General features: G+C 43.9%; 25 protein-coding genes and 1 riboswitch. Of the genes, 19 read left to right on the top strand and 6 right to left on the bottom strand.

Annotated features, from left to right (window positions below; all coding sequences use genetic code 11):
- Nucleotides 1-2: 2 nt before the first annotated feature.
- The 6 genes from FD04_RS09510 to FD04_RS09485 all read left to right on the top strand — a co-directional run bounded on the left by FD04_RS09510 (nt 3) and on the right by FD04_RS09485 (nt 4,759).
- On the top strand, nt 3-605 hold the full coding sequence (locus tag FD04_RS09510) for a riboflavin synthase (protein WP_054700133.1): 603 nt from the start codon (nt 3-5) through the stop codon (nt 603-605).
- Nucleotides 602-1,810, top strand: a complete 1,209-nt coding sequence (locus FD04_RS09505; RefSeq protein ID WP_056948495.1) for a bifunctional 3,4-dihydroxy-2-butanone-4-phosphate synthase/GTP cyclohydrolase II — start codon at nt 602-604, stop codon at nt 1,808-1,810. The genes FD04_RS09510 and FD04_RS09505 overlap by 4 nt, the downstream gene beginning before the upstream one ends.
- Nucleotides 1,810-2,280 (top strand): 6,7-dimethyl-8-ribityllumazine synthase, encoded by a 471-nt coding sequence (gene ribH, locus FD04_RS09500; protein ID WP_056948493.1) that lies wholly within the window; start codon nt 1,810-1,812, stop codon nt 2,278-2,280. The genes FD04_RS09505 and ribH overlap by 1 nt, the downstream gene beginning before the upstream one ends.
- Before the next feature lie 180 nt (nt 2,281-2,460).
- A complete protein-coding gene (locus tag FD04_RS09495) occupies nt 2,461-3,315 on the top strand; it encodes an NAD(P)H-binding protein (RefSeq protein ID WP_054700135.1) in 855 nt (284 codons plus the stop codon).
- Between the two features lie 63 nt (nt 3,316-3,378).
- A complete protein-coding gene (locus FD04_RS09490; RefSeq protein ID WP_056948491.1) occupies nt 3,379-3,816 on the top strand; it encodes an Rrf2 family transcriptional regulator in 438 nt (145 codons plus the stop codon).
- 169 nt (nt 3,817-3,985) lie between these two features.
- Complete coding sequence (locus tag FD04_RS09485; RefSeq protein WP_054700137.1) at nt 3,986-4,759, top strand: glycosyltransferase family 8 protein; 774 nt, start codon at nt 3,986-3,988, stop codon at nt 4,757-4,759.
- On the opposite strand, the gene FD04_RS09480 is transcribed toward FD04_RS09485, so the two are convergent.
- A complete protein-coding gene (locus FD04_RS09480; protein ID WP_056948490.1) occupies nt 4,756-5,445 on the bottom strand; it encodes a GTP pyrophosphokinase in 690 nt (229 codons plus the stop codon). The two genes, FD04_RS09485 and FD04_RS09480, sit on opposite strands and share 4 nt — an antisense overlap.
- Before the next feature lie 180 nt (nt 5,446-5,625).
- Between FD04_RS09480 and FD04_RS09475 the strand changes: the two genes are divergently transcribed.
- The 3 genes from FD04_RS09475 to FD04_RS09470 all read left to right on the top strand — a co-directional run bounded on the left by FD04_RS09475 (nt 5,626) and on the right by FD04_RS09470 (nt 9,993).
- Nucleotides 5,626-8,211 carry a YfhO family protein gene (locus tag FD04_RS09475; protein ID WP_056948488.1) on the top strand — a complete coding sequence of 862 codons (2,586 nt, stop codon included), beginning with the start codon at nt 5,626-5,628 and terminating at the stop codon, nt 8,209-8,211.
- Nucleotides 8,212-8,377: 166 nt separating this feature from the next.
- Nucleotides 8,378-8,542, top strand: a complete 165-nt coding sequence (locus FD04_RS12485; protein WP_156660439.1) for a hypothetical protein — start codon at nt 8,378-8,380, stop codon at nt 8,540-8,542.
- Between the two features lie 248 nt (nt 8,543-8,790).
- Nucleotides 8,791-9,993 (top strand): SAM-dependent methyltransferase, encoded by a 1,203-nt coding sequence (locus FD04_RS09470; RefSeq protein ID WP_054700146.1) that lies wholly within the window; start codon nt 8,791-8,793, stop codon nt 9,991-9,993.
- Between the two features lie 705 nt (nt 9,994-10,698).
- On the opposite strand, the gene FD04_RS12480 is transcribed toward FD04_RS09470, so the two are convergent.
- Both FD04_RS12480 and rpsN read right to left on the bottom strand, forming a co-directional pair.
- On the bottom strand, nt 10,699-10,815 hold the full coding sequence (locus tag FD04_RS12480) for a putative metal homeostasis protein (protein ID WP_156660438.1): 117 nt from the start codon (nt 10,813-10,815) through the stop codon (nt 10,699-10,701).
- A 17-nt stretch (nt 10,816-10,832) separates the two neighbouring features.
- Nucleotides 10,833-11,102, bottom strand: a complete 270-nt coding sequence (gene rpsN, locus FD04_RS09465; protein WP_054700148.1) for a 30S ribosomal protein S14 — start codon at nt 11,100-11,102, stop codon at nt 10,833-10,835.
- Between the two features lie 209 nt (nt 11,103-11,311).
- Between rpsN and FD04_RS09460 the strand changes: the two genes are divergently transcribed.
- The 3 genes from FD04_RS09460 to thiW all read left to right on the top strand — a co-directional run bounded on the left by FD04_RS09460 (nt 11,312) and on the right by thiW (nt 14,222).
- Complete coding sequence (locus FD04_RS09460; RefSeq protein WP_056948485.1) at nt 11,312-12,211, top strand: metal ABC transporter solute-binding protein; 900 nt, start codon at nt 11,312-11,314, stop codon at nt 12,209-12,211.
- Between the two features lie 35 nt (nt 12,212-12,246).
- A riboswitch (TPP riboswitch) is annotated at nt 12,247-12,345 on the top strand.
- A gap of 75 nt (nt 12,346-12,420) precedes the next feature.
- Nucleotides 12,421-13,605 carry a putative hydroxymethylpyrimidine transporter CytX gene (gene cytX / locus FD04_RS09455; protein WP_056948483.1) on the top strand — a complete coding sequence of 395 codons (1,185 nt, stop codon included), beginning with the start codon at nt 12,421-12,423 and terminating at the stop codon, nt 13,603-13,605.
- A 92-nt stretch (nt 13,606-13,697) separates the two neighbouring features.
- On the top strand, nt 13,698-14,222 hold the full coding sequence (gene thiW / locus FD04_RS09450; protein WP_054700152.1) for an energy coupling factor transporter S component ThiW: 525 nt from the start codon (nt 13,698-13,700) through the stop codon (nt 14,220-14,222).
- Between the two features lie 280 nt (nt 14,223-14,502).
- Here thiW and FD04_RS09445 read toward each other — a convergent pair whose 3' ends face one another.
- Nucleotides 14,503-14,937: a GNAT family N-acetyltransferase gene (locus FD04_RS09445; RefSeq protein ID WP_054700154.1), complete on the bottom strand. Its 435-nt coding sequence runs from the start codon at nt 14,935-14,937 to the stop codon at nt 14,503-14,505.
- A 771-nt stretch (nt 14,938-15,708) separates the two neighbouring features.
- Here FD04_RS09445 and FD04_RS09440 point away from each other — a divergent pair.
- Entirely contained in the window at nt 15,709-16,659 is a 951-nt protein-coding gene (locus FD04_RS09440) for an FAD:protein FMN transferase (RefSeq protein WP_156660449.1), read from the top strand.
- Nucleotides 16,660-16,811: 152 nt separating this feature from the next.
- Here FD04_RS09440 and FD04_RS12875 read toward each other — a convergent pair whose 3' ends face one another.
- A complete protein-coding gene (locus tag FD04_RS12875; protein WP_268873328.1) occupies nt 16,812-16,937 on the bottom strand; it encodes a hypothetical protein in 126 nt (41 codons plus the stop codon).
- A gap of 273 nt (nt 16,938-17,210) precedes the next feature.
- On the opposite strand from FD04_RS12875, the gene gdhA reads away from it, so the two are divergent.
- Together gdhA and FD04_RS09430 are read left to right on the top strand one after the other, a co-directional pair.
- Nucleotides 17,211-18,557 (top strand): NADP-specific glutamate dehydrogenase, encoded by a 1,347-nt coding sequence (gdhA, locus tag FD04_RS09435; protein ID WP_056948479.1) that lies wholly within the window; start codon nt 17,211-17,213, stop codon nt 18,555-18,557.
- Between the two features lie 263 nt (nt 18,558-18,820).
- Nucleotides 18,821-19,429, top strand: coding sequence for a hypothetical protein (locus FD04_RS09430; protein ID WP_054700158.1), 609 nt, complete (start codon nt 18,821-18,823; stop codon nt 19,427-19,429).
- A 113-nt stretch (nt 19,430-19,542) separates the two neighbouring features.
- Here FD04_RS09430 and FD04_RS09425 read toward each other — a convergent pair whose 3' ends face one another.
- Nucleotides 19,543-20,346, bottom strand: coding sequence for a hypothetical protein (locus FD04_RS09425; protein ID WP_056948477.1), 804 nt, complete (start codon nt 20,344-20,346; stop codon nt 19,543-19,545).
- 389 nt (nt 20,347-20,735) lie between these two features.
- Between FD04_RS09425 and FD04_RS09420 the strand changes: the two genes are divergently transcribed.
- The 4 genes from FD04_RS09420 to FD04_RS09405 all read left to right on the top strand — a co-directional run bounded on the left by FD04_RS09420 (nt 20,736) and on the right by FD04_RS09405 (nt 26,486).
- Complete coding sequence (locus tag FD04_RS09420) at nt 20,736-22,121, top strand: class II fumarate hydratase (RefSeq protein WP_056948475.1); 1,386 nt, start codon at nt 20,736-20,738, stop codon at nt 22,119-22,121.
- Between the two features lie 117 nt (nt 22,122-22,238).
- Nucleotides 22,239-23,633 carry a flavocytochrome c gene (locus FD04_RS09415; protein ID WP_056948474.1) on the top strand — a complete coding sequence of 465 codons (1,395 nt, stop codon included), beginning with the start codon at nt 22,239-22,241 and terminating at the stop codon, nt 23,631-23,633.
- 25 nt (nt 23,634-23,658) lie between these two features.
- Nucleotides 23,659-25,077 carry an anion permease gene (locus FD04_RS09410; protein WP_056948472.1) on the top strand — a complete coding sequence of 473 codons (1,419 nt, stop codon included), beginning with the start codon at nt 23,659-23,661 and terminating at the stop codon, nt 25,075-25,077.
- A 515-nt stretch (nt 25,078-25,592) separates the two neighbouring features.
- On the top strand, nt 25,593-26,486 hold the full coding sequence (locus FD04_RS09405; protein WP_056948470.1) for a LysR family transcriptional regulator: 894 nt from the start codon (nt 25,593-25,595) through the stop codon (nt 26,484-26,486).
- The last annotated feature ends 158 nt before the right edge of the window (nt 26,487-26,644 follow it).

Below are 26,644 nucleotides of genomic sequence, written 5' to 3'. Positions count from 1 at the left end.
ACATGTTTACGGGAATTATTAAAGGTATTGGCCACGTTGTGAAGTTAGAAAAACAAGCCGAAACAGCAACGTTAACGATTCAATCTGATATAGTCACGAAGCTTCAACCAGCTTTAGGCGATAGTTACGCAATTAACGGTATTTGTTTAACCGTGACGTCCGTTCAACAGGATCAAATCACAGTCGACGTTATGCCAGAGACCAGTCGGCGAACTAACTTAGGCCGACTTTCAATTGGTGATCGCGTTAATTTGGAACCAGCGCTGGCCGCTCAAGAACGGTTAGACGGTCATTTTGTACTTGGTCACGTTGATACAACGGCAACTTTAGTGCAGCGACAATTAGACCAAAATGCCGAGGTATTAACCTTTGAATTACCAGCGACTTACGATGATTACGTTGTTGAAAAGGGTTCGATTGCAATCGACGGTGTGAGTTTAACTGTTACGGCGACGAAACAGCACCAATTTTCGGTTAGCTTAATACCGTTTACGCTAGCTCAAACGACGCTAGCGGACCGCGCAATTGGAGATGCAGTGAATATTGAAACGGATATCTTGGGAAAATACATTGTGGCAGCGCAGCGAAAGGAGACCCACGCATGAGTGAACAAAGTGTAACGCAAAGAATTGAAAATGCCCTTGAAACGTTAAAACAGGGCAAGTTGATTATTGTGGCGGATTCATTGGAACGAGAAGCTGAGGGTGACATGGTGGGCTTAGCTGATTATGTGACGCCCGCCACAGTGAACACGATGGTGACCAAAGCGCGTGGGTTACTTTGCGTGCCGATGAGCGCTGAAGTTGCTGAACGTTTGGGATTAAAGCCGATGGTGACAGACGCTACTGATGCGTACGGCACTGCATTTACTGTAAGCACCGACGCCCGTACGACCTCAACGGGAATTTCGGCGTTTGACCGCGCCACGACGATTGCCGCGTTGGCAAAGCCAAGTAGCCATTTTGATGATTTTTATCATCCAGGTCATATTTTTCCATTGATTGCGCGAGATAACGGTGTGTTAGAGCGGGACGGCCATACTGAAGCAGCGGTGGATCTCGCAAAGTTAGCCGGTGGTCAACCAGTCGCCTACATCTGCGAAATTTTGAAAAAGGATGGCACGATGGCCCGTCGAAAGGACCTTAAAGCGTACGCAGAAGGGACCCAAACACCGATGATCACCATTGCAGATTTGCAAACTTACCGACGCCAGCAAGCTATTGAGGAGATTACAACGGTGAAATTGCCCACTGAATATGGTGATTTCAAATTAACGGCTTTCAAAACGGATGATGGCAATGAACCAACGTTGCTCATCTCTAAAGGTGATTTAACGACGCCTGAGCCTGTTTTGCTGCGGTTGCACTCAGAGTGCTTGACTGGCGATGTGTTTGGTTCAAAGCGGTGCGATTGCGGTGCACAGTTGGCTGAATCGCTGCGACGGATCGAGCGTGCGGGCCGTGGTGCTGTACTATATCTCAGGCAGGAAGGTCGCGGCATTGGCTTAGCAAATAAATTAAAAGCGTACAAATTACAAGAGGCAGGTCTGGATACCGTCGAGGCAAACCTCAAACTAGGTTTACCGGCTGATGATCGGAATTACCAATTGGCGGCAACCCTATTGAAACAAGTTGGCATCGGCACGGTTAATCTGATGACCAATAATCCTGATAAAATCAGCCAATTAGAACAGTTTGGTATCCGCGTTAATCGGCGTTTGCCGTTAGAAACAGGATTGACAGTTGAAAATACAGCCTATTTAAAAACCAAAAAAGTTAAGTTTCATCATCTATTAAAGGAGGTTCAATAATGACAGTGATGGTTGGACAGCGAGCAGGAAAAGGACACAAAATCGGATTGGTTGTCGCACAGTTTAACGAACTAGTTACAGAAAAACTTCAAGCGGGAGCAGTGTCGCAACTTAAAAAATATGGTGTTAGTCAAGACGATATCACCGTGGTGAAAGTGCCTGGCGCAATGGAGTTGCCGCGAATCGCTAAAAGATTAGCAACGAGTCAAACAGTGGATGGTGTAATTGCACTTGGGGCCGTTATTCGGGGTGAAACCTCGCATTACGATTATGTTTGTGCTGAAACGGCTAGCGGATTGGCTCAGGTATCCCTGGATGGCCCGGTACCAGTCATGTTTGGTGTCCTAACCACGGATACATTGGATCAAGCAATCAACCGTGCTGGTGGCAAGGGCGGTAATAAAGGGGCCGACTGTGCGGATGGTGTGCTTGAGATGATTAGCATTGAACAACAGATCATAGCCGGATAATTCGTGACCAGCTAATATAAGATACGGTGTCTCTTACTGAGGGACCGTATTTTTTATTGTCTAAGAACTAAAGCGGCTAATAATTATTTTGATTTGACAATGTCAGATTGTGTTGTTATATTATTAATCACAGGTTACTTAAAAAGTAACACCGAATCTAAATTAAAAGAGGTCTTTAAAATGACAACATACGCAGTAACCGGAATCACCGGTAAATTTGGCTCAGAAGCGCTTAAAACATTGACGCAATTTGTTTCAGCAAATGACGTCATTGGCATTGCGCGTAACGTGAAAAAGGCACAGGCAATGGTGCCTGCTGGCGTCACCGTTCGCCAAGGTGACTATTCAGATAAGGCTAGCATGGTCAGTGCACTGGCTGGCGTTGACAAGCTATTGTTTGTCTCTTCTCAACCTGGTGCTGAAGTACCACGTCAACAACAACATCAAAACGTCATTGATGCGGCAAAATCAGCCGGTGTTAGCTATGTCGCTTACACGAGCTATGCCCACATTGAAACGGCTAAATCACCATTAGCTGACGATCATCGTTACACCGAAAAAGCCATTATGGATGCGGGATTAGCACACAGCTTCTTGCGAAATAATTGGTATTTGGAAAATGATTTGGCACCTATTCAAAGTGCGTTAAAGGGTCAGCCATTTGTTTATGCTGGGACCGGTCGAGTTGGCTGGGCAGCTGAAAAAGATTATGCCCAGGCAGCCGCAAAGGTGATGACGCTGACGCAACCAAAGGACATCTATGAATTCGCTGGTGCACCACGCTACTATTCAGACTTAGCTGAGGTAGTTAAAACAGTGAGTGACCGTAGTTTTGAAGTGCAAGCGATTAGTGAGGACGACTATCAAAAGTCACTTGAAGATAGTGGCATGGACGCCGGCACATCAGCAGTTGTGACAAGTCTTCAATCACTTATCAGTAGTGGTGATTTAGATGAAGACAATCAAGATCTGCCTGACGTTTTAGGCCGGCCACTGACTGATTTGGCAGAAGTTATCAAAGCCAATCAGGAATAATCCTTGTCCATAGCGGTAGTGTTGCTATAAAATGGTGTCACTAGTCAAATCGAGGTAATAATTATGAAATACTCCCATAAACTAAGTGATGCTGTGCACGTCTTAGCCTACGTTGAGATTTGTAAAAACGGCGGTGATCTATCTAGTAATGGCATCGCCCTTAGTATTGAATCAAATCCGAGCTTAGTCCGGCGCCTGATGTCATCACTTGTCAAAGCTGGCTTGTTACAAACGCAACCGGGTGTTGTGGCGCCCAAGCTGGCGAAACCCATGACTGATATCACATTGTTAGATATTTACTATGCCATTGACGAAGACCACAATCTGTTACATGTTGATGATAAAACCAACATGGATTGTCCAGTTGGCGCCAATATTCAAGATACGTTGAATGATGTGTACGCCAAAGTGCAAGCAGAAGCCGAACGCAGCATGGCTAAAATTACGCTTGCTCAGATCGTTGACGATTTAGTTTTTCGTGAAGCGCAGCGACAAAGATAGATTTTAAATATGAAATGCCCGCACATTCAATAAGAGGGGTGTGCGGGCATTTTTTACATATTCTTAGTTACGTCAGTCGGTATAGACAAAAAATGTTTCATGTGAAACATTTTTGAACCATTTCAGTACGTTATAATGAATACAACGCTAAGTAAGGGACGGATAAATCATGGCAACAATCGATATCTTGGTCACAGTAGATGAAAAGTACGTACCGCCATTGAAAACAATGCTAAAGTCGTTATCACAGGTTCAAAAACAGGTCAATGTATGGTTGATTTACCGACAACTCTCAAAGCAGACATTACAGCAGTTACAGCGGTACACTGAGCGTTTGAAATTTCAGTTTCGAGCCATTCAAGCGAACGCCGATATTTTTCAAGGTGCACCAATTACCACACAGTATCCAGTCGAGACGTATTACCGATTATTGTCTGGTCAGATTTTGCCAGCGGAGTTGCACCGAGTGCTTTACCTTGATCCCGACACATTGATTCGTCACTCAATAGAAGGATTATGGCAAACAGCCATCGAAAATCGCTGTTTTGCAGCGGTGGCCCATCAAAACGACCAGGATAGTCGTCAAAGGTTACAGTTGCAGCAACCCTACTATAATACTGGTGTTTTACTCATTAACCTAGATTGTCTGCGTCAGACGGTACAATTATCAGAAATTGCCGCGTTCATCAAAAGCCACCCGAACTTGCCATTGGTTGATCAAGATGTGCTGAATGGCTTGTATGGTCAATCAGTTGTTCAGTTGAATGATCGGTTATGGAACTTCGACGTACCAAGTTACGAAGACTATCTCAAGGATGGCGTGAGCCGAGATTGGATTGAGGCCAACACCAAAATTTTGCACTATCAGCGACAGCCTAAGCCTTGGGAAGACTCATATGATGGCCCACTAGCGAATATTTATCAACGGGTTATGCGCGCTTAGTTTTCCTGCAAATCTTCAAAGATGGCCTGCATTTGGGTTTCAATGTGGTTTAACTCACCAGAGTATTGTTTGAGCTGATCACCATACTTTTCGATTTTGGCCGAGTCAACTTTAGTTTTGTAGCGCAGTTTATGTTCCAGACTGGCCCACATGTCCATTCCAACGGTTCGTAATTGAATTTCAACGGGTGTGTCAACTGGACCGTCTGTTCGAAAAACGGGCACTGAGACCACTAAATGTAAGCTTCGATAGCCACTTGGTTTTGGATTAGTGATGTAGTCTTTACGTTTGATAACCGTAATATCAGTTTGCTGTGTTAATGCCTGCTCTACGGTATCGATGTCGTTTAAGTAGTTGGTGATCACGCGAATGCCAGCAATATCAAAAATATTATCTTTAATGGCGTTAAAGTTGAAATCATAGCCTTTTTTAGCGAGTTTTCGGACCAGGCTTTGAGGCGCCTTCATTCTGGTTTCCATGTGATGAATTGGATTGTGGTTATCACGCATTTGAAATTCACTGTCGAGGTTATCCAGTTTGGTGCCAATCTCATTAGCACCTGCTTGGCACTGTTGATAATAGGTGAAAAACTGGCGAATTTCGTTGGACCTGTCATCGCCAATAATTCGACTGAGTTCAGTTGAAATTTGATTAATATTCGGAATATTTTCACGTTGTAAAATCATAGTCGGGTACTTCCTTTTTTCTCAATACCAGTAATCATATCATGAACTAAGGGTTGCACTCTATAAGGTTAATCGACGAAAGTCTCTGAGAATTTCTCAGAGACTTCTTTTTTTATCGTTGTATCTCGTGAGCGTTGTGACCGTTATGATAATCCCAATAAATAAAATGAGGCGAAAATCATGACGCTTACAACTAAAAAAACAACGGTGAGCCACATGTTGGTGGCGGGTGGCTTAACCATTGTGCTTATGGCTCTAATTATGGCTTACTTTCAGGTCACACCATTTGGCTCCAAAAATCTACTTGTGGGTGATATGTCGGCCCAGTATCTACAATTTTTAACGTATTTTCGACACGCGGTGTTAAGCGGTCATTTTGCGACTTACAGTTTTAACTTTGGTGTTGGTGAGAATTTATTTCCCGTCGTGGCTTACTATCTGATCAGTCCGTTCAATTTACTGGTCTTGTTAGGAAATGTGAGTCAAATTCCAACGGCAATCACACTTATTCTCATTTTGAAGCTGGCCTGTGTTTCAATGGCAATGGTTTGGTTTCTTGAACATCATTTTTCACAGACCAGTTGGTTAACAATTGGACTTGGTTTGGCCTTTGCATTGAGTGGCTTTGTCGCCGCAGATTACGTGAACATTATGTGGTTAGACGGATTGATTTATCTCCCACTGATTGCCTACGGTATTGACCGATTACGTGCGGGTCACTCTGGTGTACCACTGTATGTTTGGTTAACATTATCGATTTTGTCCAATTATTATATTGGTTATATGACCGGTATCTTTACACTCATTTACTTCATATATGTCATGATGGTGGATACCGTCCCACCAACAGTTGGTCAAACACCACGGATTATTACGCACTGGGTGCTTGTTGAGGGTGCCAGTGTCTTAACGAGTGGAATCGTTTTAGTGCCAACGTTGATGGGCATGCTCCAAACGGCCAAGGTAACGACAAGTAGCTCCGAATTTGCGCTTAAGCCGATGTACGGATTGGAGATTTTTTCGCAAATGGGCATCGGCGGTGCGGGTTACGCCAACCGACTGGTTCACGCACCCACTATTTTTTCAACCATTGTTGTGGCGGTACTGGCTCTCAGTTACTTCTTGAATACTCGGATTGAAAAGCGGCGACGAACGGGTGCACTGGTCGTCTTAGCAGTTTTGTTGATGAGCATGTTCATTCAACCCATTAACACGGCTTGGCACATGTTTCATCAGCCGGCTGGGTCGCCGTTCCGATACGCCTTCCTCGTTAGCTTTGTTGCCATCATGATTGCCTATGAAGCTTGGCTCGCACACCCAGAACGCTTGAGCTGGCTCAGAAAGGCAATCATTCCCGTGCTTTTAGGTGGCAGTCTGATTATAGGGTATGGCTACACTCGCCTAATGAAAACGCACGCTGTAACCACCGTTTTGCATCAGTATTATGGTGTCCAACCTGCTTCCTTACGGTTATTAGCGGTTAATTTAATCGTGGTTCTCGTTGCATCAGCTCTGGTATTGATCAGACTACAACGGCGGCAGTTGGTGAGTGCCGGGCTAATTGGTTTGATGGCGGCTGAGGTCGGACTAAATTTCAGAAGTGCCTTAGCAGCTGCGCCGTTAGCCAGTCAAACCGGTTACGAAACGGATTATCAAACTGAGTCTAAACTGTTACAGCCCTACACCCGGAACGCTGATAGTCAATTATCACGCGTTAACTTTGATGGTAAATCACTGCAGCAGACGTTTAAGTCAATTAGTTATTCCGGTTACAATGATTCATTGCTTTATAACTTCAATGGTATTAAACAGTACGATTCAACGTTAGATGAATTAACTCGTGAAACCTTGCGTGGCATGGGCATTTATACCAAGAATGCACGGCGGGTCAGCAACCAAGGTGTGACCAGCGTCTCTGAATTATTGCTGGGTGTTAAAGCGACTGTCAATGCACAGACTGGCGGAACGGTTAACCCGAACTATGTCGGTAGCGCCTTTCCGGTAACGTCGAGATTTACTAACACCGTTTTTAGTCAGTTCTCGATTTATCATAATCTCGAAAGCTTATTGCAGGCGATGAAACCAAGTACGGGTCGTTATCTCACACCGGTTACCCACGTCAGTCATCAGCAATTAGCGACATCTGGCAACACTAAGCTACACCGCTATCAAATCACAGTGACGCCAAAAGTGAGCGGTCCAGTTTATCTGGAAGCGGCGGATGCGTCATCTGTTGAATCGACCATTACGGTTAACGGGAAACTGATTCCTGAAACGCCGGCCGTTAACCACGCTTTCTTGGTTAAACTCGGAACCTTCAAAAAGGGCGAACACATCACCGTACACATTACAGCTGGTAGTTCAAAGATCTACAAAAAAGCCTACATGATGAGCTTGAACCTGAAACGGTACCATCAGTTAATTGCAAAATACCGACAAATTGGTGTCACGCCATCAATTAAACGTAACCGGGTAAGCGCAACGCTCACGCGTAGTAGTGCCAACCAAAAGTGGGGGTACTTCGCGATTCCTTACGATACAGGTTGGCAAGCAAGTGTGAATGGGAAACCAGTTCAGATCAAACGAGTAGTCGATCATTTGATGGCCGTGCCACTTAGTGCCAACACCAACCATGTGGTGTTGACCTACCACGTTCCCGGACTACCAAGTGGGACTGCGCTCTCTGTGGCTGGGGTGTTTATCTTCGGCTTGGTGACGGTTCTAAGGCGCCGTCGAAAAAATGACACTGAGCAACTTGATGATTGATGATTTGTGATGAGCAGGCAGACAAATAGCGACAGTTAATCATAAGTGTATTGTATTTCAAAATACCGAGTAAGTTATGCTAGAAAAAGATGATTCTCGCTTGACTTACACGGAATTAAGCGTAATATATAGCCCAACTAATGCACGCTTGAAGGGAGCTGGGCGCATGAAACGAACATGGATGATTACAGGATTAAGCAACGGATTTGGGCAACGGTTAATTCAGAATTTGATCAAAAAAGGGCAACAGGCAACGAATACCGCCCGGCAAGAATTAACGGTCAACAGTAAGAACCAAGGTCGAGTTGACGTTTTAATTAACCTGCGTTAAATCTAAAAATATAATGAGATTATTGATAGGTACTGTCGATGTGAATGCATTGATAGTGCCTTTTTTGTTGCGATTGGTCTAGGCATACAGGACACTTCTAATTATTTTGTGTATAAGATTTTCTAAACCAAATTCGTTGACAAATTCAGCTTTGACCTGTATTCTAACCAGTTAGTAGACTAACATTGTTGGATAAGTTAACAATGTTAATCGATTTTAGGCATGGATTTAAGAGAGAAGGCAATCAAGTGTTAGAGAAAACCGTATATCGACAATTACTGAGCCGGGCATTTGATATTCCAGTTTCAGTCACTTATTGGGATGGCAAAACTGAGAATTATGGCGACGGTGAGCCGGTTGTTAAAATCCGATTCAACGAAGAAATTCCGTTAAAGAGTTTTACGGATAAGCCAACTTTGGTGCTGGCAGAAGATTACATGAAGGGCATCATTGAAATTGATGGCAGTATTGAAGAACTAGTTGCCTCTGCATTTCGCAGTACAGACAGCTTTTTAACGAACAATCCGTTCTTGAAACACTTGCCAAAGATGTCTCATTCTGAGAAGAATAGTCAACACGATATTCAAAGTCACTACGATATCGGTAATGACTTCTATGAAACGTGGTTGGATAAGACCATGACTTATTCATGTGCTTATTTTGAACACGATGACGATACTTTGGAAGAAGCGCAACTCAACAAAGTCCATCACATTTTAAATAAGTTGACACCTGAACCAGGCAAACGGTTGCTTGATATTGGCAGTGGCTGGGGTACGTTGCTGTTCATCGCTGCTGAAGAGTATGGCTTGAATGCCACTGGGATTACCTTGAGCCAAGAACAGTACGATTACACGAAGCAACAAATCAAGGAACGTCACTTGGAAGGCAAGGTTGACGTGTTACTTGAAGACTACCGTGAAGTGAACGATCAATTTGATTACGTTACTTCAGTTGGTATGTTTGAACACGTTGGGAAGGAAAACCTCGGTCTGTACTTTAAGAAGGTCGCTGACTTTATGAAGCCAAATGGTCGCGCCTTGATTCACGGCATCACTGGACAACATGTTGGTGCTGGCGTCGATCCATTTATCATCAAGTACATTTTCCCAGGTGGTTACATTCCTAACGTGGCTGAAAACTTAACACACATTATGGATGCTAAGCTCCAATTCTCAGATATTGAACCATTACGTCGTCACTATCAAAAGACGTTGGAGATGTGGTACGAAAACTACCAAAAGGTTGAAGACCAAGCCGCTGAAAAGTACGGTAAGGAATTCGCCCGGATGTGGTCACTGTATCTACAGGCTTGTGCAGGTTCATTTGAAGGTGGCAACATTGATGTGATGCAGTACTTGCTCGTGAAGGCACCTAGTGGTACTGGTTTACCAATGACACGTGATTACATTTACGAAGCAGATAAAAAGAACGTGGCAGCGCACGTTTAAAAATTCTAAATATAATGGCCGTTGTTCTCTGGGATGAGAATAACGGCTTTTTACTTATGAAAGATGCTGCCGCCTTCGGCCGCCAGGTGTTTTTTGACTAGTGGCTGTGGGACCAGTTTCAGCCGCTTCGCGTCTTACGCTTCGGTTCTGAGCCTAAGGGGCAAGTCTCAGAACCGTCCAGTGGACAGTAAGCGCTAAAGCGCCAACTGCCACTTATCACTGCCACCAGTCAAAAAACACCTGGCGGCGCTACGGCTAACGTAGCGATATTTGTTGGCGAATACCTGGTCTTTAGCTGTGGAAGCAACGGTTTTGTTTAAGTTACGGCAAAAAATACGAGTCGTAATTCATAAGCTGGTACTTAATGTCAACGATGGCTACTTGAAATGACTTTTATGAGAGCATCTAAAGTTATGAAATTCATTGAGTGCACGTTTCTGGTATGTTACAAGAACGGAGGGTTAGTGGGTTTTTCCAGCTGCAGTGAAAAGTACCACTTAACGCTTTAGCGTTTAGTGGTACTGGACGCTAATGAGACCCACGAACTTGGTGGGGCTCATTAGTGAAGCGAAAGACACGGGGGGTTCGTGGCTGCAGCTGGTCCCACAGCAGCTGGAAAAGGCTGCTAACCCGCAGTGGCAGATTACAGTGGGACAAAAAAAGCCACGCATCCGACTCAAAAGGATACGTGGCGTTTAACCGTAGTTATTTCTTAGTTGCCTGTCGTTTAGCGTCACGAATGACTTTCATGGCGCGTTTACGCGTTTTTAAACTTGGACTTTTCAGTCGACGATAGGCACTCGCAAGGTCTGTTTTTTCCATAATGGCCTCCTAAAAGATTACCATGACGCCTTTTTAACACCAGGAATCTGACCTAAGTGGGCGTACTTGCGGAAGTTCAACCGTGACATGCCGAATTGGCGCATGTAGCCACGGGGACGTCCGTCTAAATGATCGCGGTTGCGTAGCCGGTTCGGGTTAGAGTCCTTGGGTAACTTAGCCAAGGCTTCGTAATCACCCTTTTCCTTGAGCTCATGACGCAACGTTGCGTACTTAGCAATTAATGCTTGTTGCTTGTGAAACTTTGCAATCTTTGACTTTTTAGCCATACTTGCCTCCAATATAAAGTAGTTTTTAATGACGCTAAGTAATATTCGTTCGCTACAACAATAGATATACTCTATCAGGTATCACGATTAAAACCCAGTGATTTGACTCGAAATTTAGTAAATAGTAAATATTACCATTTACATTTAAGCATAGCCCGTGTATCTTGTAAAGAGTAATCATTATCATTTGATTCAGGAGGACGAAAGAGATGCGAAGAAATTGGTGGGTTAAAATTTTGGCGATTGCGGTGGTTCTAGCCGGAACGAGTACGGTTTTAAATGGCTGTGGTAAGGCAACACGTCAAACTAATCATCAAATTAAGGTGGTGACTTCGACGGATTTTTACGGTGAAGTCGCTAAGGCCGTTTTGGGTAATAAGGGGCAAGTCACGGCGGTTATTAACCAACCATCAGTTGATCCCCACGACTATGAACCAACACCAAAAGTTGCCAAGCAGGTTCATGAGGCAGACGTGACCGTTGCCAATGGCGTTGGATATGATAGTTGGATGACCAAACTGACAAAGGATACGCAGGCAGTCAACATCGAAGTTGGTGAAGACTTAATGAAGAAGCAAAATGGTGATAATCCCCACTTGTGGTATCAACCGGCAACGATGCCAAAACTCGCTAAGGCACTGGCGGCACGGTATGGTAAGCTGCAACCACAAAACAAGACCTATTTTAACAAGCAAGCGGATAAGTACATTCAGTCGTTACAACCGATTCAAATTGAGTTGGCGACAATCAAGCGATTGGCCGCGAAACAAAAACAGCGGCAAGTTTATGTCAGCGAGCCCGTTTTTGATTACGCTTTAGCTGCAACTGGGTTTAAAGTCGCCAATCCAGATTTTGAGCGGGCGGTAGAAAATGAAAGTGATCCATCACCGAAATCAATTGCACGGATGCAAACAGGACTTAAGCATCGCCAAGTTGCTTTTTTTGTTGTTAATCAGCAGGTAGACAGTCCCACTATTAATCACCTGGCCGCTTTAGCGAAACAAAATCACGTGCCAGTATTGCGCGTTACCGAAACTTTACCGACTGGTATGACGTATAAGACTTGGATGCTGTCGCAGTACCGCGCCTTGGCAAAAATTTTGGCATAGGCAACGTGAATTATGTTAGACTGGAAGAGAAAATTTCATAACACTAGGGGCGCCATTACGGCTGAGATAGAGCAATCTGGTCCCTTTGAACCTGTTAAGTTAATGCTTGCGAAGGAAAGTGTAGACATCAAGAGATAATGATGGTCTTTCAACTACGGTATTTGACTGTGGCTGAGAGACCTTTTTTGTCGGATAAGGGGAGTGTTTCAATGGGTCACACAAAACCAAGCGGCTTGTTCCTGCTTTGGGTAGGTGCTGCGATTTCAATTGCCGAAATCGTAACGGGTACGTTAATTGCACCATTAGGCTGGCAGAGCGGCCTGCTCGCAATTATTTTAGGTCACATCATTGGTTGTTTTGTCTTCTTGCTGCCAGCTGGGTACCTGTCTGCACAGCAAAATCAAACGGCGATTAACGCCACGAAGTCCGTATTTGGGCAACAGGGCGTCTGGTTATTTTCACTGTTAAATGCCGTGCAGCTACTAGGCTGGACTGCGGTGATGATCGTTAATGCGCAGTTGGCGATGAACGGGATTTCTAAGTCACTGTTTGGTTACCAATCCGTGGCAGTGATGTCGGTAATTGTTGCCGTTTTAATTATTATCTGGTTACTGATGGACCACAGCTGGTTATTTAAAATAAATAACGTTATTGTAGTGCTGCTTGCTATCGGGATGGTCTTGATGCTGTGGACGATTATTCATGAAGGTCGTTTGACCAGTCATGCCAATTTGGCACCGATTAGTTTTGGGACCGCGGTTGAACTGAACGTTACCATGGCGCTATCTTGGCTACCCCTAATCGGTGATTATACGCAGCATACTGATCACCCGTTCAAGACCAGTATGGCCAGTGTGAGTGGGTACTTCGTCGCCAGCATTGCCATGTTTGCGCTGGGGATGTTAACCGTTATTTTAACCGGGCAGTCCGATTTTACAACGGTACTATCGCATTCAAGTATGGGACTGATAGCACTATTGATTATCGTTTTCTCAACGGTAACGACAACGTTCATGGATGCTTATTCGGCCGCAACCAACATTGCCAATTTGGTTAAAACCAAGCGAGTTAATTTGGTGGCAATTGGTATTACCGTTCTAGGGTTATTGATTGCGATGTTTGTTTCAATGGCTTATTACCAAAACTTCCTATACGCGATTGGGGCAGTGTTCACACCACTATTCGCAATTTTGTTTGTCAGCGTCTTCTTGATGCATCAGCGATTATCCTTACCACTGAACTTTATCTGGTGGGTGATTGGTGTGTTTGGCTATTCTTGGTTACAAAAATTAGACTTTTTCTTAGGTACCACGTTCTTCTTACTATTGTTACTTGGTCTAGGCGTTTATCTGACGGGGCTAGTGACCAAAAAATACCCGCTGATGACCGACTGAGTTAGGCGGCATTGCGTTTAGGTCAGGACACCAGTCGACCGGCATTAAGTTGAAATTACAAAGCACAAATCACTGAAAAGAGGACTATCAAGATGAATAAACGAGTATATTATCTTTCACTCACGTCAGTATTAGTTGCATTAGGGGTAATTGGTGGCAGTTTGTTTGAATTTACAATTGGGGTGGCTAAAGTGGCCCCAATGCAACATTTGATCAACGTGGTTTCAGGTGCCTTGCTCGGCCCTTGGTGGGCATTAACGCAGGCGTTTTTAACGTCGTTGATTCGTAATTTACTTGGTACGGGAACCATCTTGGCCTTTCCTGGTAGCATGATTGGTGCGTTTTGTAGTGGTCTGCTCTTTCGTTACACGAAGAAGCTGATTGGTGCTATTTTTGGTGAATTGATTGGAACGGGGATTATTGGTGCCTTTGTGGCTTATCCAATTGCCGCATGGTTACTCGGTGCCAAAGGGGCGTTATGGCTATTTGTCCCAAGCTTTTTCTTGAGTTCATTAGTGGGCTGCATTGTCGGGTACATCCTACTGAAGAGTATCTGGTCGACGGTTATTCAGCCGCAAATGGCCCGACTAGGCAAGAGTGATCGCAAGGACGCATAGTCGAGCGTCAAAAGGGGCTGGAGCAAAAGTTGAGTATTGGCAAAAATCGACTAGTGCCTTGGCTTCAAATCAATTAAAAATTTCAAATAATTTCAAGACTATTATCTAGTCTACTCGTGCGATAAACACAAGTCCCGGCCATAGAAACGAAAAAATCGTGGATTCCTACAAATCAGGAATTCACGATTTTCACACTCTATTCTGAGACCTAAACGAGTTTGGTCCCGTACTCTTTTTTGACGTTTTTCGGGTAAAGTGTCATGTTCCAAGTGAAGTTTGGTTAAGCCTGCCACTTCATGGTCAATTCAGTTACGTTTAATTCTGGGTCGGTGTGGGTCTTACTAATACTAAAGCCGTGCTGGTCATAGAAGTGAACAGCTTTTTGGTTTTCTTCAAAGACATCTAGCTTAATTAGCCGATAATCAGCCTCTAGAGCGAATAGAAGTAAACTGCCGATACCATCGTCACGATAACCCGTTTTGACGAAAATGCCGGCTAAATATCGATCGACCATGCCAGCAAAGCCCACGATCTCGCCTTCATCACGAGCTACGTAGATTTCAGCTTCTTTAATTTGTGATTGCACTTCTGACTGGTGTTGACGCCAATAGTCACCATCGATGAATGAGTGGGCGTCCAGGTTGCCGTCGAGCCAGATGGTCATGATAGCCGTTAACTCAGTTGGCGTTATTTCGGATAAATGTTCAATTTGCAATTGAAGGCCTCTTTTCTCTTATGCTGACTATAAAGTACGCCGTTTTGCCACACGTGGCAAGAAAGATGACACGATGTAAGATTTTGATTTAATTTAAAATTAATCTTGTGCTCATTTATTTTTAATGTTATAGTATGGTCAATTCATCAAAAGGGGTAATTCAAATGACTAAAACCAACACTGTTAACGCTAAAATTGTGATTGTCCGGGTCGTCATTTTATGACATCGCGGGCCACGTTTTAGTGCCCGCCAAATCGCGGGCAGCGTTGGTGAAAGCCGGAAGCTGTTCAAGCTTCCGGCTTTTTTCTTACCCCTTTTGAAAGAAAGGGTGGTGGTAAAAAATTATTGTAACATACGGATACATAAGCTTCACCGGCAAAATAAGTAAAGGGATGACATGCGGATGAAAGAAACGATAATTCAAGTTTAAACGCCGAACGGTTGTGACTAAATTCAATCTGTTACAAACTCATCAAGCAATATCAAGTTGGTGGTGATTCAAATTACCAAAACTTAGCGTTAGAAGTGCAAATTCGATTTTCAGATAACGAACTAGGCCCTCTCACCCTAGTTCAAAGAGGTGATCTCGCCTCAAATGACTAATGTGGAAACTGACGAACCTTATCCTGAAGCCGGGTGAAGGTTCGTTTTTTTGTCTTTAAGACATGTTTAATCAGCTAAAGTCATCACGTGTTTTACTCTGAAATAGCTTTTCGGAAAAACCGGCGATGTGTTAAAGTTAAGCTATGTATGAAGAGTGGAAGGACGTGATACCTGTGATCAGCAAAAAATACTATGGGTTAGGTACGGCAATTAGTCTGTCCGTTAATGAACCAGCAACTGAAGCGGACCTAGACGCAGGGTTTCATTTAATCGAGCATTACGAAGATATTTTAACGGTTAATCGACCAGTTTCAGAAGTGATGTCTGTTAACCATGCGGCTGGCCACCAAGCAGTGCCAGTTTCAGAGACGACTTATCGCTTGATTAAACGGGCGGTAGAAGTCAGTAAGTGGCAGTTAGGGTTTAATACCGCCATTGGCCCATTGGTGAAACTTTGGAAAATCGGGTTTGATGGCGCTAATTTACCCGCAGACGACGATATTAAACAACGTCTCAGTCTCATTAATCCTGACGACATTAAGCTCAATGATGAAGACCAGTCGGTTCTGTTGACCAAGGCTGGTATGGAAATTGATCTGGGCGCCATTGCGAAGGGCTATATTGCGGATGGCGTCAAAGCGCTCTGGGAAGAGCGCGGTGTTAAGAGCGGCATTATCGATCTCGGCGGCAATATTTTACTGGTGGGAAACAGTACCCGGCCAAACGGTCAGTGGCGCATTGGCATTCAAAATCCGGTACAACAGCGTCACGTCGCTTTGGGCATCTTGACCACACCGGCCAAATCGGTGGTGACATCTGGTATCTACGAACGCTACCTAGTGATTGACGGGCATAACTACCATCATATGTTTGATTCTAAGACGGGTTATCCGATTCAAAATGATTTGGAAAGCGTTACGATTGTCAGCGACTTGTCGATCGACGGCGATATTTGGACAACCGAAGCATTTTATCAAGATATTGATAAGGGGCTGCCGTTAATTGAAAAGCAACCGGGTTTAGAGGCCATTTTTGTGACGCGTGATTTTAAAGTTGCAATCTCTTCAGGATTGAAGGATAGCTTTTTGCTGACTGATCAGTCTTATGAATTAATGTAATACTATAAACTAAAAAAGCGCCCTTGAATGCCTTAATAATTAGGAATTCAAGGGTGCTTTACTGATATGCTTGGAATTATCCCAAGATGCTTGATGTTAGTCGAGGCAGTTTAAAGTTTGTTTGGAGGCCTTACACTTTAGGAAAGCCGGCGTTAATTTCCTAAAAAGCGGCGTTTGTTTGGATCTTCTTGGAGCGTTACCGGTGGAATCTTAATGGTGTGCTGTTTATCTGATTTCAACATGGTTTGAACTGGTGATGGTGCAATTGTGACTGACATAGGCAACGTCCTTTCTGTTTGCGTCTTTTGTTTGATTGAATGATTTAACTATACCGAGGGGAGCTTAACGCTAACTTAAAAGATAATAAAGAAAAGGTAATGCCGTTTCTTAAGAAATTCTTAATATCTCATCATTTTTTAATATAGAATAATATTCTATCCCCATAATACCGGCATTTCAGCCAGTTTATGAAACGTTTATTAGTAAACAATCGTGTGCTATACTGACATCAACACGTAAATATCATATTGATTAAAGAGAGGACCGATTTCATGACAGCAGCAACTGATTACTTAGCAAGTGTTCGTGCCGATATTGAACGACGCGATCCTAACCAAACAGAATTTTTAGAAGCCATCGACAACTTCTTTAAGACCTTAACACCGGTTTTGGAAAAGCACCCAGAGTATATTGAAGCTAATATTGTAGGTCGTTTAACTGAACCAGAACGGATCATCCAATTCCGTGTACCTTGGGTGGACGATCAGGGTAAAGTTCAAGTTAACCGTGGCTTCCGTGTTCAGTTTAGCGCTGCAATCGGACCTTACAAGGGTGGGTTACGTTTCCACCCAACCGTTAACTTATCAATTATCAAATTCTTAGGCTTTGAACAAACCTTTAAGAACAGTCTGACTGGCCTACCAATTGGTGGTGGTAAAGGTGGTTCAGACTTTGATCCTAAGGGTAAGTCAGATGGTGAAGTCATGCGCTTTACCCAAAGCTTCATGACAGAACTTCAAAAGCACATTGGCCCAGATTTGGACGTGCCAGCTGGTGATATCGGTGTTGGTGCGCGTGAGATTGGCTTTTTATACGGCCAATATCGTCGTTTGAAGGGCTACCAAGCCGGTATTTTAACTGGTAAAGGGTTGAGCTATGGTGGTAGTTTAGCCAGAACCGAAGCAACTGGTTTTGGCTTACTTTACTACACCAAGGCTTTGCTTGAAGCCCAAGGTGATGAACTTAAGGGAAAGAAAATTAAGATCTCTGGTGCCGGGAATGTGGCCACTTATGCCATTCAAAAAGCAACTGAGTTAGGTGCCACAGTTGTGACAGCTTCTGATTCTAACGGTTTTGTCTATGATCCTAATGGGATTGATTACACGGTTGTTAAACAAATCAAGGAAGTTGAACGAGGCCGGATTTCAGATTATGCCAAACGGGTTGCAACGGCTACTTACCAAGAAGGCTCAGTTTGGGACTTCGACGTGGACTATGACATTGCCCTACCATGTGCCACTCAAAACGAAATCGATGGCGGTCGAGCTGCTCGATTAGCTCAAAACGGCGCAAAAGTGGTCGCTTGTGGCGCCAACATGCCATGTACCCCAGAAGCAGTTGAGGTCTTCAAGAAAAACAGCGTCTTACTTGGACCTGCCAAGGCCGCTAATGCCGGTGGTGTTGCGGTTTCAGCACTTGAAATGAGTCAAAATAGCGAACGGTTATCATGGACTTTCGAAGAAGTCGACAACCGTTTGAAGGACATTATGAAGAATATCTTTGAAGAATCTGCGGCAGCTGCTGAAGAATACGGTTTGGGAGCTGACTACTTAGCTGGTTCTAACATCGCGGGCTTCAATAAAGTGGCGGATGCTATGATGGCACAAGGTGTTATCTAGGACTGTGGTTTAACTAGTTAAAAATTGTCTCTACCAATTGCACTTAGCAGTTGGTAGAGACAATTTTTGTTTGGGCGCTTTTTAGTCGGTATTGTGACGTGTGCAAGTCAGCAAATAAGATATTGATGACAGCTATTACGGCAAATGCTGGGGTTAACCGTTCAAAATTAGGTGAATTGTAGCTAAACGGCTAGTCTTCTCACGGCGGTTAGGCTTATAATGTAGGAAACCAAAGCGATTAAAAGTTATAGGGGGACATTAAATTGGGGATTGTGTTGATTTTTGTATTTGGCGTCATGACGCTGATGGGCGTGATGTCATGGTGGTATGCTTCGCATTATAATGGGTTAGTCGGAACAACAAGAATTTTGACCATTGTTAGTATTCTTGGACTGTTATTTAGTGCCGGCTACGTTTATAAAAACGGCTGGTCAAGTTCAGGTCCTAACCAAAAAGTTTCAAAGCAAGAAAACGTTAGCTCAAATCAGTACTTTGCCAAAAAGAACGCAGAGGCTGAATCTGCGGCTAAGTTAAAACAGAACCAGCAGAACGTGTTAAAGCAACTAAACAAATCTTATAACGCAACGGTTGGAACGGTCAGCTTTAACGCCGACACGAAGACCTTTACGGTGACACCTACCAAGGCTGACTTCATTAAATCGGTCACAACGATGTGGAAGTATCCGGTAACCAACAAGAAATCGATTGCTTCGCTTTCAGCCAATTACGTTAAAATGTCCAAATCAATTGATAAGGCCTTAAAGGGGAGCTATACGCTACAACTTAAAAAGTCTAAGTCAGGCCCACTTATCTTGAGCGTTAAGGATGGTAAGGCGACTTTGATGAATGAAAGTAGTCAGAGCGCTCAGTAAGCTAAGCTTTGCACTGATGCATTAACTAAACTAAAAGGATTGCAGACGCCCGGTTGGAGGTCTGCAATCCTTTTTTGATGGTGCGAGATGTGGCTGCTGGTCGCATCAGCACGCTATTTTGACACACCGGTTGTTTTAGCTGTGTCGTAAATAATCTTGGTGTTAGCTGATACTCGGGTCAACAATTGATAGTGATAACCAGTAATGTCGGCCTGATAACCCGCGTAGTGGTGCTGACCGAACTGCTTTGGCTGGAGGCGCTTGCTATAGGTTAAATTATTGAACGGTGTAGCGTTAGCCATAATCACGTTCGCGTCACCATACTGAACCGTCTTAACGGGAAAGAGCTTTAGGCCAAACTGTTCACCGTTACTTGATAAAGTGCCAGTGAGCTGATAGGACTTTGGCGCGCTATAACTTTGTGGATTGTCATAGATCGATTGATTGACTTTTAAGTATCGTTCCAACGTCTTGATTTGGGTACTGTTACTTTTGGATTGACGTAACGACTTTAAATCAGTTTTTAAGCCAGCAATACTGTCGGCTAAGGTTGCACGTTGTGTTTTAACACCTTGTTTGTAGGCTTGTTTATCTTTGTTGCGGGCGGTTTCGATGAGTTTCCCAGTTGATAGTCGATCGACAAGCGCTAAGGTCAGTTTTTGATGACCCGTTGGCATCATGTAAGTTGTGACTCGGCCGTTTCGAAGTAAATAGATGCTAGTGATGGTCGAGTGGGCTGTAACGCTAGCGCTATCTTGTTGAAATTGAAACCAGATACGGGGCTGATTATGCTGCCCAGATTGAACGAACGCTAATTTAGTGGCTGGCTGAGGCTTGCTTTGATGACCGCAACCAACGAGGAATAAGCCCAAACTAAACGTGAAAAGGGTGAAAATGAGTTGTCGGACGTGGTGCAAAAAATCCCCTCCCAGAAGAATGTATTGCGACGATATATGAAATCATGATACTTAATTCTACTATAAATAAGACAAAAATAGCATAAATGAAACGAAATAGACGGTGACTAGTAGCAACAATGAATAAAGATAAAATTGCAAACGCTTCCATAATTCTTTAGTGAAAATGTAAACATCAAAAATAAAATTACATTTAAATTGTACTCAATGTAGTTTGTGAATATATGCCCCTTTAAGCACTGATATATCAAGTTCATAAATGAACGTAATAACCTATATTGGGTTTGACTATAAAGTTTTGACCGTTTTAAACTGGTGTCGTTAGTGAAAGATATCACTAGTAATTGTCGGTTATTTAAATGTTTTTAATTAAATTGGAGGTTAACAACATGTCAGATTACAGAATTGAATCAGATACAATTGGTGAAGTTAAAATCCCAGCAACCGCATTATGGGGCGCTCAAACTGAACGTAGTCGTAACAACTTCCCAACTGGTGAAAAGATGCCACTGGAACTGATCAAAGCGTTGCTTCAAATTAAAAAAGCCGCTGCTACGGCTAACAAGGAACTAAAAAACATCGATGCTGCTAAAGCAGACTTGATTGTGGAAGCAATTGATACCTTATTAGCATTAAGCGATGAAGATTTACGTAAGGATTTCCCATTGGTCATTTACCAAACTGGTTCAGGTACTCAAACCAACATGAACGTTAACGAAGTGGTTGCTCACCAAGCCGCTAAGTTAAACGCTGATATCGAAATCTTACCTAATGATGATGTTAACAAGGGTCAAAGTTCAAACGATATCTTCCCAACGGCCATGAACATTACCGCTGCTAAGGCTGTGAAGGCGTTGGAAGAATCAACCCAACACTTGATTGATGAATTAAAGGTTAAGCAAGAAAAGTACTGGAAGACCGTTAAGATTGGCCGGACCCACTTGCAAGATGCAACGCCATTGACCTTTGGCCAAGAAGTATCAGGCTGGGCCAGTGCTTTGGAACATGACCTTGATTACTTGAAGACCCTTGGTAAGACCTTAAGCGAATTAGCAATGGGTGGTACCGCTGTTGGGACTGGTTTAAACGCTGCTCCTGGATTTGCAGGGATCATTGCCGACAAGATGGGCGAAGTTTACGGCTTGAAGTTCACCGCTGATAGCAACAAGTTCTACGGCTTGGCCCACCACTCAGGCTTAAACGTGGTTCACGGTGCCATGAAGACGTTGGCTGCTGATTTAATGAAGATTGCTAACGATGTTCGTTTCTTAGCTTCAGGTCCTCGTGCCGGTTACGGTGAATTAAACATTCCAGCTAACGAACCCGGTTCATCAATCATGCCAGGTAAGGTTAACCCAACCCAAGCTGAAGCCATCACCATGGCAGCTGTTCGTGTCATGGGTAACGATGTCGTTGTTGACTTGGCTTCTAGTCAAGGTAACTTTGAAATGAATGTTTATAAGCCAGTTCTGATCAGCGCCTTCCTTGAATCAGCTGAATTACTCGAAGGAACCATGCGTGGTTTTGCAGACAAGATGATCCACGGCTTGACAGTTAACTCAGAACGGATGGAAGAATTGGTAGAGAAGTCATTAATGACGGTTACGGCTTTATCACCACACATCGGTTACCACGAAAGTGCCACAATTGCCCAAGAAGCATTGGCTGAAGGCACACTGTTGAAGGAAGCTGCTTTGAAGTCAGGCTTATTAACTGAAGCACAATACGACGAGTGGGTTGTACCAATCAACATGACTAATATCGACGAAAAGTAAGACGGAAAAGGTGATTGTGATGGGATTATTCACATTATTAGCACTCAGTGGCTTAGGCTTACTGGCTGGCATGATTATCATGACGGCGGCAGAAGAACAAGAATAGGAGTATAAAACATGGCTGAAAAATTTCATTTTGACCCAACACCAATTACGCAGCTTAAAAAACACTACGACGTGATTGTGGTTGGTTCTGGTGCAGCTGGTATGACAGCTGCCATTCAGGCACACGAATTAGGATTATCACCCGTTATTTTAGAAAAAATGGATAACTTGGGTGGTAACACTAACCGGGCTTCATCTGGGATGAATGCTGCGGAAACTAACATCCAATTAAAGCATCACGTGGTTGATAGCTACGAAGAATTCTACGCTGAAACTTTAAAGGGCGGCGGCAACAAGAACAATACTGAGTTGCTGAAGTACTTTACAGAACACGCAGCGTTGGCCATCGATTGGCTGTCGGATCACGACATCCACTTGGATGACATTACGATTACTGGTGGGATGAGCAAGATGCGGACCCACCGACCAAGCTCAATGGCCCCAATTGGCGCCTTCTTAGTGACTGAATTATTGAAGCAGGTCCAAAAGGCGGGTATTCCGCTATTTGCCGGCTTAAAGGTTACAGAATTAACGACTGAAAACGGTCGGGTTACTGGTGTTAAGGCCACAACTGGTAAGCAAAGCGGTCCGCTGACGGCTGATGCAGTTGTTTTAGCTGCCGGTGGTTTCGGTGCTAACCAAGAATTATTGGCGAAGTACCGTCCCGACTTGGAAGGGTTGAAGACGACTAACCAACCAGGCGCTACTGGTGATGGGATCAAGCTAGCTCAATCATTAGGTGCCAAGTTAGTTGACATGGACCAAGTTCAAGTTCACCCAACTGTTCAACAAGATACACCACACGCTTACCTAATTGGTGAAGCAGTCCGTGGTGAAGGCGCCATTCTTGTCAACAAACATGGCGATCGTTTCGTGAACGAATTGGATACCCGTAAGAACGTGACCGCTGCCATTGATGGCTTAAACGAAGGTGGCGCATACCTCATCTTTGATCAAGGAATTCGTGACCGTGTAAAGGCCGTTGAATTCTATGATCACGTTGGCTTGGTTCACACCGGTCAATCACTTGATGAATTAGCGGACCAACTTGGTTTTGATGCTGCAACGTTGAAGCAAACTGTTGCTGATTGGAATGCCGCTGTTGCTGGTAAGAATGACACCAACTTTGGTCGTTCTACTGGGATGGACCGCGATATTACCAAGGCGCCGTTCTTTGCAATTCACATTGCACCAGCCGTTCATTACACCATGGGTGGTATCGCCATTAACCACAAGACGGAAGTCCTCAAAGAAGATGGGGAAACAATCAACGGGTTGTACGCTGCTGGTGAAATCGTTGGTGGCTTGCACGGTAACAACCGGATCGGCGGTAACTCAATTGCTGAGACTGTAATCTTTGGCCGTCAAGCTGGGGAACAAGTTTACAACTACATTAGTCAAAAATAGGACGTTTTAGTGGGGAGCTAAAAGGATGACACTCAATAAGATTAACTACAAAAAATTCTTCTGGCCGATTTTAGTCGGCCTGATCATCTGGTTCTGTGCAGGATTCAGACCAGATGGTGTTTCATTAGTTGCTTGGCACATGCTGGCAATTTTCGTTGCAACGATTCTTGGCTGTATCGTACAACCAATCCCGATTGCCGGGGTTGCACTTGTTGGTTTAACATTGGCAGTTCTACTAGGCGTTGTATCAATTGATGATGCAACTCTTGGCTTTGGTAATGGGACTGTTTGGATGATTGGGATGGCTTACTTCCTATCACGTGGGTTCATTAACACCGGTCTTGGCCGTCGAATTGCCCTTATTTTCGTCAAATTATTCGGGAAAAAGACCCTTGGTTTAGCCTACGCCTTAATTGGTGTCGATCTGGTGACTTCACCAGCCACACCAAGTAACACGGCGCGTGCCGGCGGGATTGTTTACCCAATCATTGAATCTTTATCTGATACCTTCGGGTCATCACCTAAGGATGGGACTGAACGTAAGATTGGTTCATTCCTGATTTTCTCTGAATTCCACGGTGACATTATCACGTCTGGTTTGTTCATGACTGCGATGGCGCCTAACTTGGTTGCCGTTGCTTTGGCCAAAGGTTTACACGTTGAAATTTCATGGATGAGCTGGTTCCTTGCAGCCGTTGTACCAGCCGTAATTTCATTGGCTGTTGTACCATGGTTGATTTACAAGATGTATCCACCTGAAATTAAGGAAACCCCTAATGCTAAGGAATGGGCTGATAAAGAATTAGCCGAAATGGGTAAAGTTACTTTACCTGAAAAGATCATGGGCTGTGTTTTCGTGATTGCCTTGGTACTTTGGATGCTTTCAAGTTTCATCGGTTTGGATGCTACGACCGTTGCCTTCCTGGCCGTTTCATTGCTTTTGATTTCTGGCGTTTTGAGCGTTAAAGATGTGCTAAGCGAAACAGGTGCTTGGAACACGATTTTCTGGTTCTCAATTTTGATCTTTATGGCCAACGAATTGAACGTTTTAGGCTTCATTCCATGGCTTTCTAAAGCATTGGGTAACAGCCTTCATGGTATGAGTTGGGGCGTTGTGATGGTTGTCTTGGTACTCTTCTACTTCTACAGCCATTATCTGTTTGCTTCAGGGACAGCGCACGTTACTGCGATGTATGGTGCTCTACTTGCCGTTGCCATTTCAGCTGGCGCACCTGCTACCTTTGCCGCTGTTATGCTGGGCTTCACTGGTGCCATCTTCGGTTCAACGACACAATACGCAAATGGTCCTGCCTCAGCCTTGTTTGGTGCAGGTTACAACAAACAAAGCGACTGGTGGCGGATGAACTTCATCTTGGGTCTGGTTTACCTCGTTATCTGGGGTGGCATTGGCTCACTTTGGATGAAAGTCTTAGGTATGTGGTAATCTTTAATTAATTGAATTTTAAACAAAAGTGAGTCCGGAAGCGGGCTCACTTTTTGTGTAAAATTATAATGACAATTAATTGTTACAAAGTTCAATGGAATATTTTAGAAGATTCACGCCACCACAATCATTATTGTGCATTACTCAAGGTAACGAGAACGGAGGGCTAGCGGGGGAGCGGTTGCAGTGAAAAGCTCCACTTAACGCGTAGCATTTAGTGGAACTGGACGTTTCTGAGACTCGCGGGCTTGGTGAGGCTCAGAAACGAAGCGTAAGACACGTGTACCGTGGCTGCAGCTGGTTCCACAGCAGCCGCCCCCGCTAGCACGTAGTGGTAGTGTCATATCTTAGTGTGAGATTAAGTAGGGGTATATACACGAGTTAAAAATTTTTCATTTTGAATGTATTTTGAACAAAATATAAAACGAGAACGGGTTGAATGGTTGATTTCAGTATTTTTTCAAGCTTCGATTTGTGATAAGCTAATCCTTAATGAATAAGACAGGGGGCACATCATGAATACGAAGGATTTGGCGTATTTTAAAGCGTTGGTTGAGAAGCGTAATTATACAGCCGTCGCTGAGACGTTCAGTGTCTCGCAGCCAACTGTGACCCAAGCTGTTAAGCGCTTAGAGCGTGAATTTGAAGGTGAGTTGGTCCACATTGACCGTGCCCATCATCGGACTGAAATTACTCGAGCAGGGCTGCTGCTTTATGAAAAAGCCCGCGTGATTGCTGATAACCTCGACTTGGCCCATCAAGAAATTGAAAATGCGCGATTAGCTAAAATCCGATTTGGCTTACCACCCATCATTGGAACATTGTACTTTCCGTCCCTGGCGGGGCAATTGCTAAAAGAAGGACTGTTACAGCGTTTGGATGTTGTAGAAACTGGTTCTGGTGGCTTATTAGAAGATGTTCGTGACGGCCAAATTGACATTGCGTTACTGGCTTCAGTCCTACCGTTGCACGAACCATCGCTCGAAGTTCGCCGATTGGGTAGCCGGCCCTTTAACCTGATTGTAAGTCAACAACATCCATTGGCGGATCAAACCAGCGTTAGTTTTAAGCAATTAGCGAACGAAAAATTCATTATGTTAAACCGCAAATTCGTGCATCCCAAGGCGTTTAAAGCTTACTGTGAGTATTCAGGTATCAATCCACCGGTGATTTATAAAACACCAGATATTTCTTGGATCAAGAGCCTGGTAAAAGAAAACCTTGGCATTAGTTTGATTGTGGCTGATGTGATTTCGGATAATGATGCAGCTGATATTGCCAGTATCACAATTCGTGATCCACTTCCCGAACGGTTTAACATTTCAGTGGTGACGCGAAAGGGCTACGTACTCACTGCGGACGAGAATCAGTTTGTTCATGATTTGATGCAAATGAAAATTGAAGCATAAGTTACACGACAAATAACCAGTGCACACCTTTTAAATTGATAAAAGGTGTGCACTGGTTATTTGATTAATTAGAGATAATTACCTGAATGATATTAACGGGTATGCTATAATAGCCATGTACAAATGTGAAATTGTTATAACGAAAGGAACGGGTTTAT

The organism is Secundilactobacillus odoratitofui DSM 19909 = JCM 15043, from assembly GCF_001434895.1.
In the GTDB taxonomy this organism is placed as follows: domain Bacteria; phylum Bacillota; class Bacilli; order Lactobacillales; family Lactobacillaceae; genus Secundilactobacillus; species Secundilactobacillus odoratitofui.
Note: the sequence above shows the minus strand (reverse complement) of the source record. Positions and strands in the feature narration are given on the sequence as shown.

Bases quoted from the DNA above. Each gene is read 5' to 3' on its own strand.
- cytX (WP_056948483.1), top strand. From the start codon at position 12,421: ATGGGTCACACAAAACCAAGCGGCTTGTTCCTGCTTTGGGTAGGTGCT.
- FD04_RS09410 (WP_056948472.1), top strand. From the start codon at position 23,659: ATGACACTCAATAAGATTAACTACAAAAAATTCTTCTGGCCGATTTTA.
- FD04_RS09405 (WP_056948470.1), top strand. From the start codon at position 25,593: ATGAATACGAAGGATTTGGCGTATTTTAAAGCGTTGGTTGAGAAGCGT.
- FD04_RS09480 (WP_056948490.1), bottom strand. From the start codon at position 5,445: ATGATTTTACAACGTGAAAATATTCCGAATATTAATCAAATTTCAACT.
- gdhA (WP_056948479.1), top strand. From the start codon at position 17,211: ATGACAGCAGCAACTGATTACTTAGCAAGTGTTCGTGCCGATATTGAA.
- FD04_RS09485 (WP_054700137.1), top strand. From the start codon at position 3,986: ATGGCAACAATCGATATCTTGGTCACAGTAGATGAAAAGTACGTACCG.
- FD04_RS09505 (WP_056948495.1), top strand. From the start codon at position 602: ATGAGTGAACAAAGTGTAACGCAAAGAATTGAAAATGCCCTTGAAACG.
- FD04_RS09415 (WP_056948474.1), top strand. From the start codon at position 22,239: ATGGCTGAAAAATTTCATTTTGACCCAACACCAATTACGCAGCTTAAA.
- FD04_RS09475 (WP_056948488.1), top strand. From the start codon at position 5,626: ATGACGCTTACAACTAAAAAAACAACGGTGAGCCACATGTTGGTGGCG.
- FD04_RS09510 (WP_054700133.1), top strand. From the start codon at position 3: ATGTTTACGGGAATTATTAAAGGTATTGGCCACGTTGTGAAGTTAGAA.
- FD04_RS09460 (WP_056948485.1), top strand. From the start codon at position 11,312: ATGCGAAGAAATTGGTGGGTTAAAATTTTGGCGATTGCGGTGGTTCTA.
- thiW (WP_054700152.1), top strand. From the start codon at position 13,698: ATGAATAAACGAGTATATTATCTTTCACTCACGTCAGTATTAGTTGCA.
- rpsN (WP_054700148.1), bottom strand. From the start codon at position 11,102: ATGGCTAAAAAGTCAAAGATTGCAAAGTTTCACAAGCAACAAGCATTA.
- FD04_RS12875 (WP_268873328.1), bottom strand. From the start codon at position 16,937: ATGTCAGTCACAATTGCACCATCACCAGTTCAAACCATGTTGAAATCA.
- FD04_RS09495 (WP_054700135.1), top strand. From the start codon at position 2,461: ATGACAACATACGCAGTAACCGGAATCACCGGTAAATTTGGCTCAGAA.
- FD04_RS12480 (WP_156660438.1), bottom strand. From the start codon at position 10,815: ATGGAAAAAACAGACCTTGCGAGTGCCTATCGTCGACTGAAAAGTCCA.
- FD04_RS09420 (WP_056948475.1), top strand. From the start codon at position 20,736: ATGTCAGATTACAGAATTGAATCAGATACAATTGGTGAAGTTAAAATC.
- ribH (WP_056948493.1), top strand. From the start codon at position 1,810: ATGACAGTGATGGTTGGACAGCGAGCAGGAAAAGGACACAAAATCGGA.
- FD04_RS09490 (WP_056948491.1), top strand. From the start codon at position 3,379: ATGAAATACTCCCATAAACTAAGTGATGCTGTGCACGTCTTAGCCTAC.
- FD04_RS12485 (WP_156660439.1), top strand. From the start codon at position 8,378: ATGAAACGAACATGGATGATTACAGGATTAAGCAACGGATTTGGGCAA.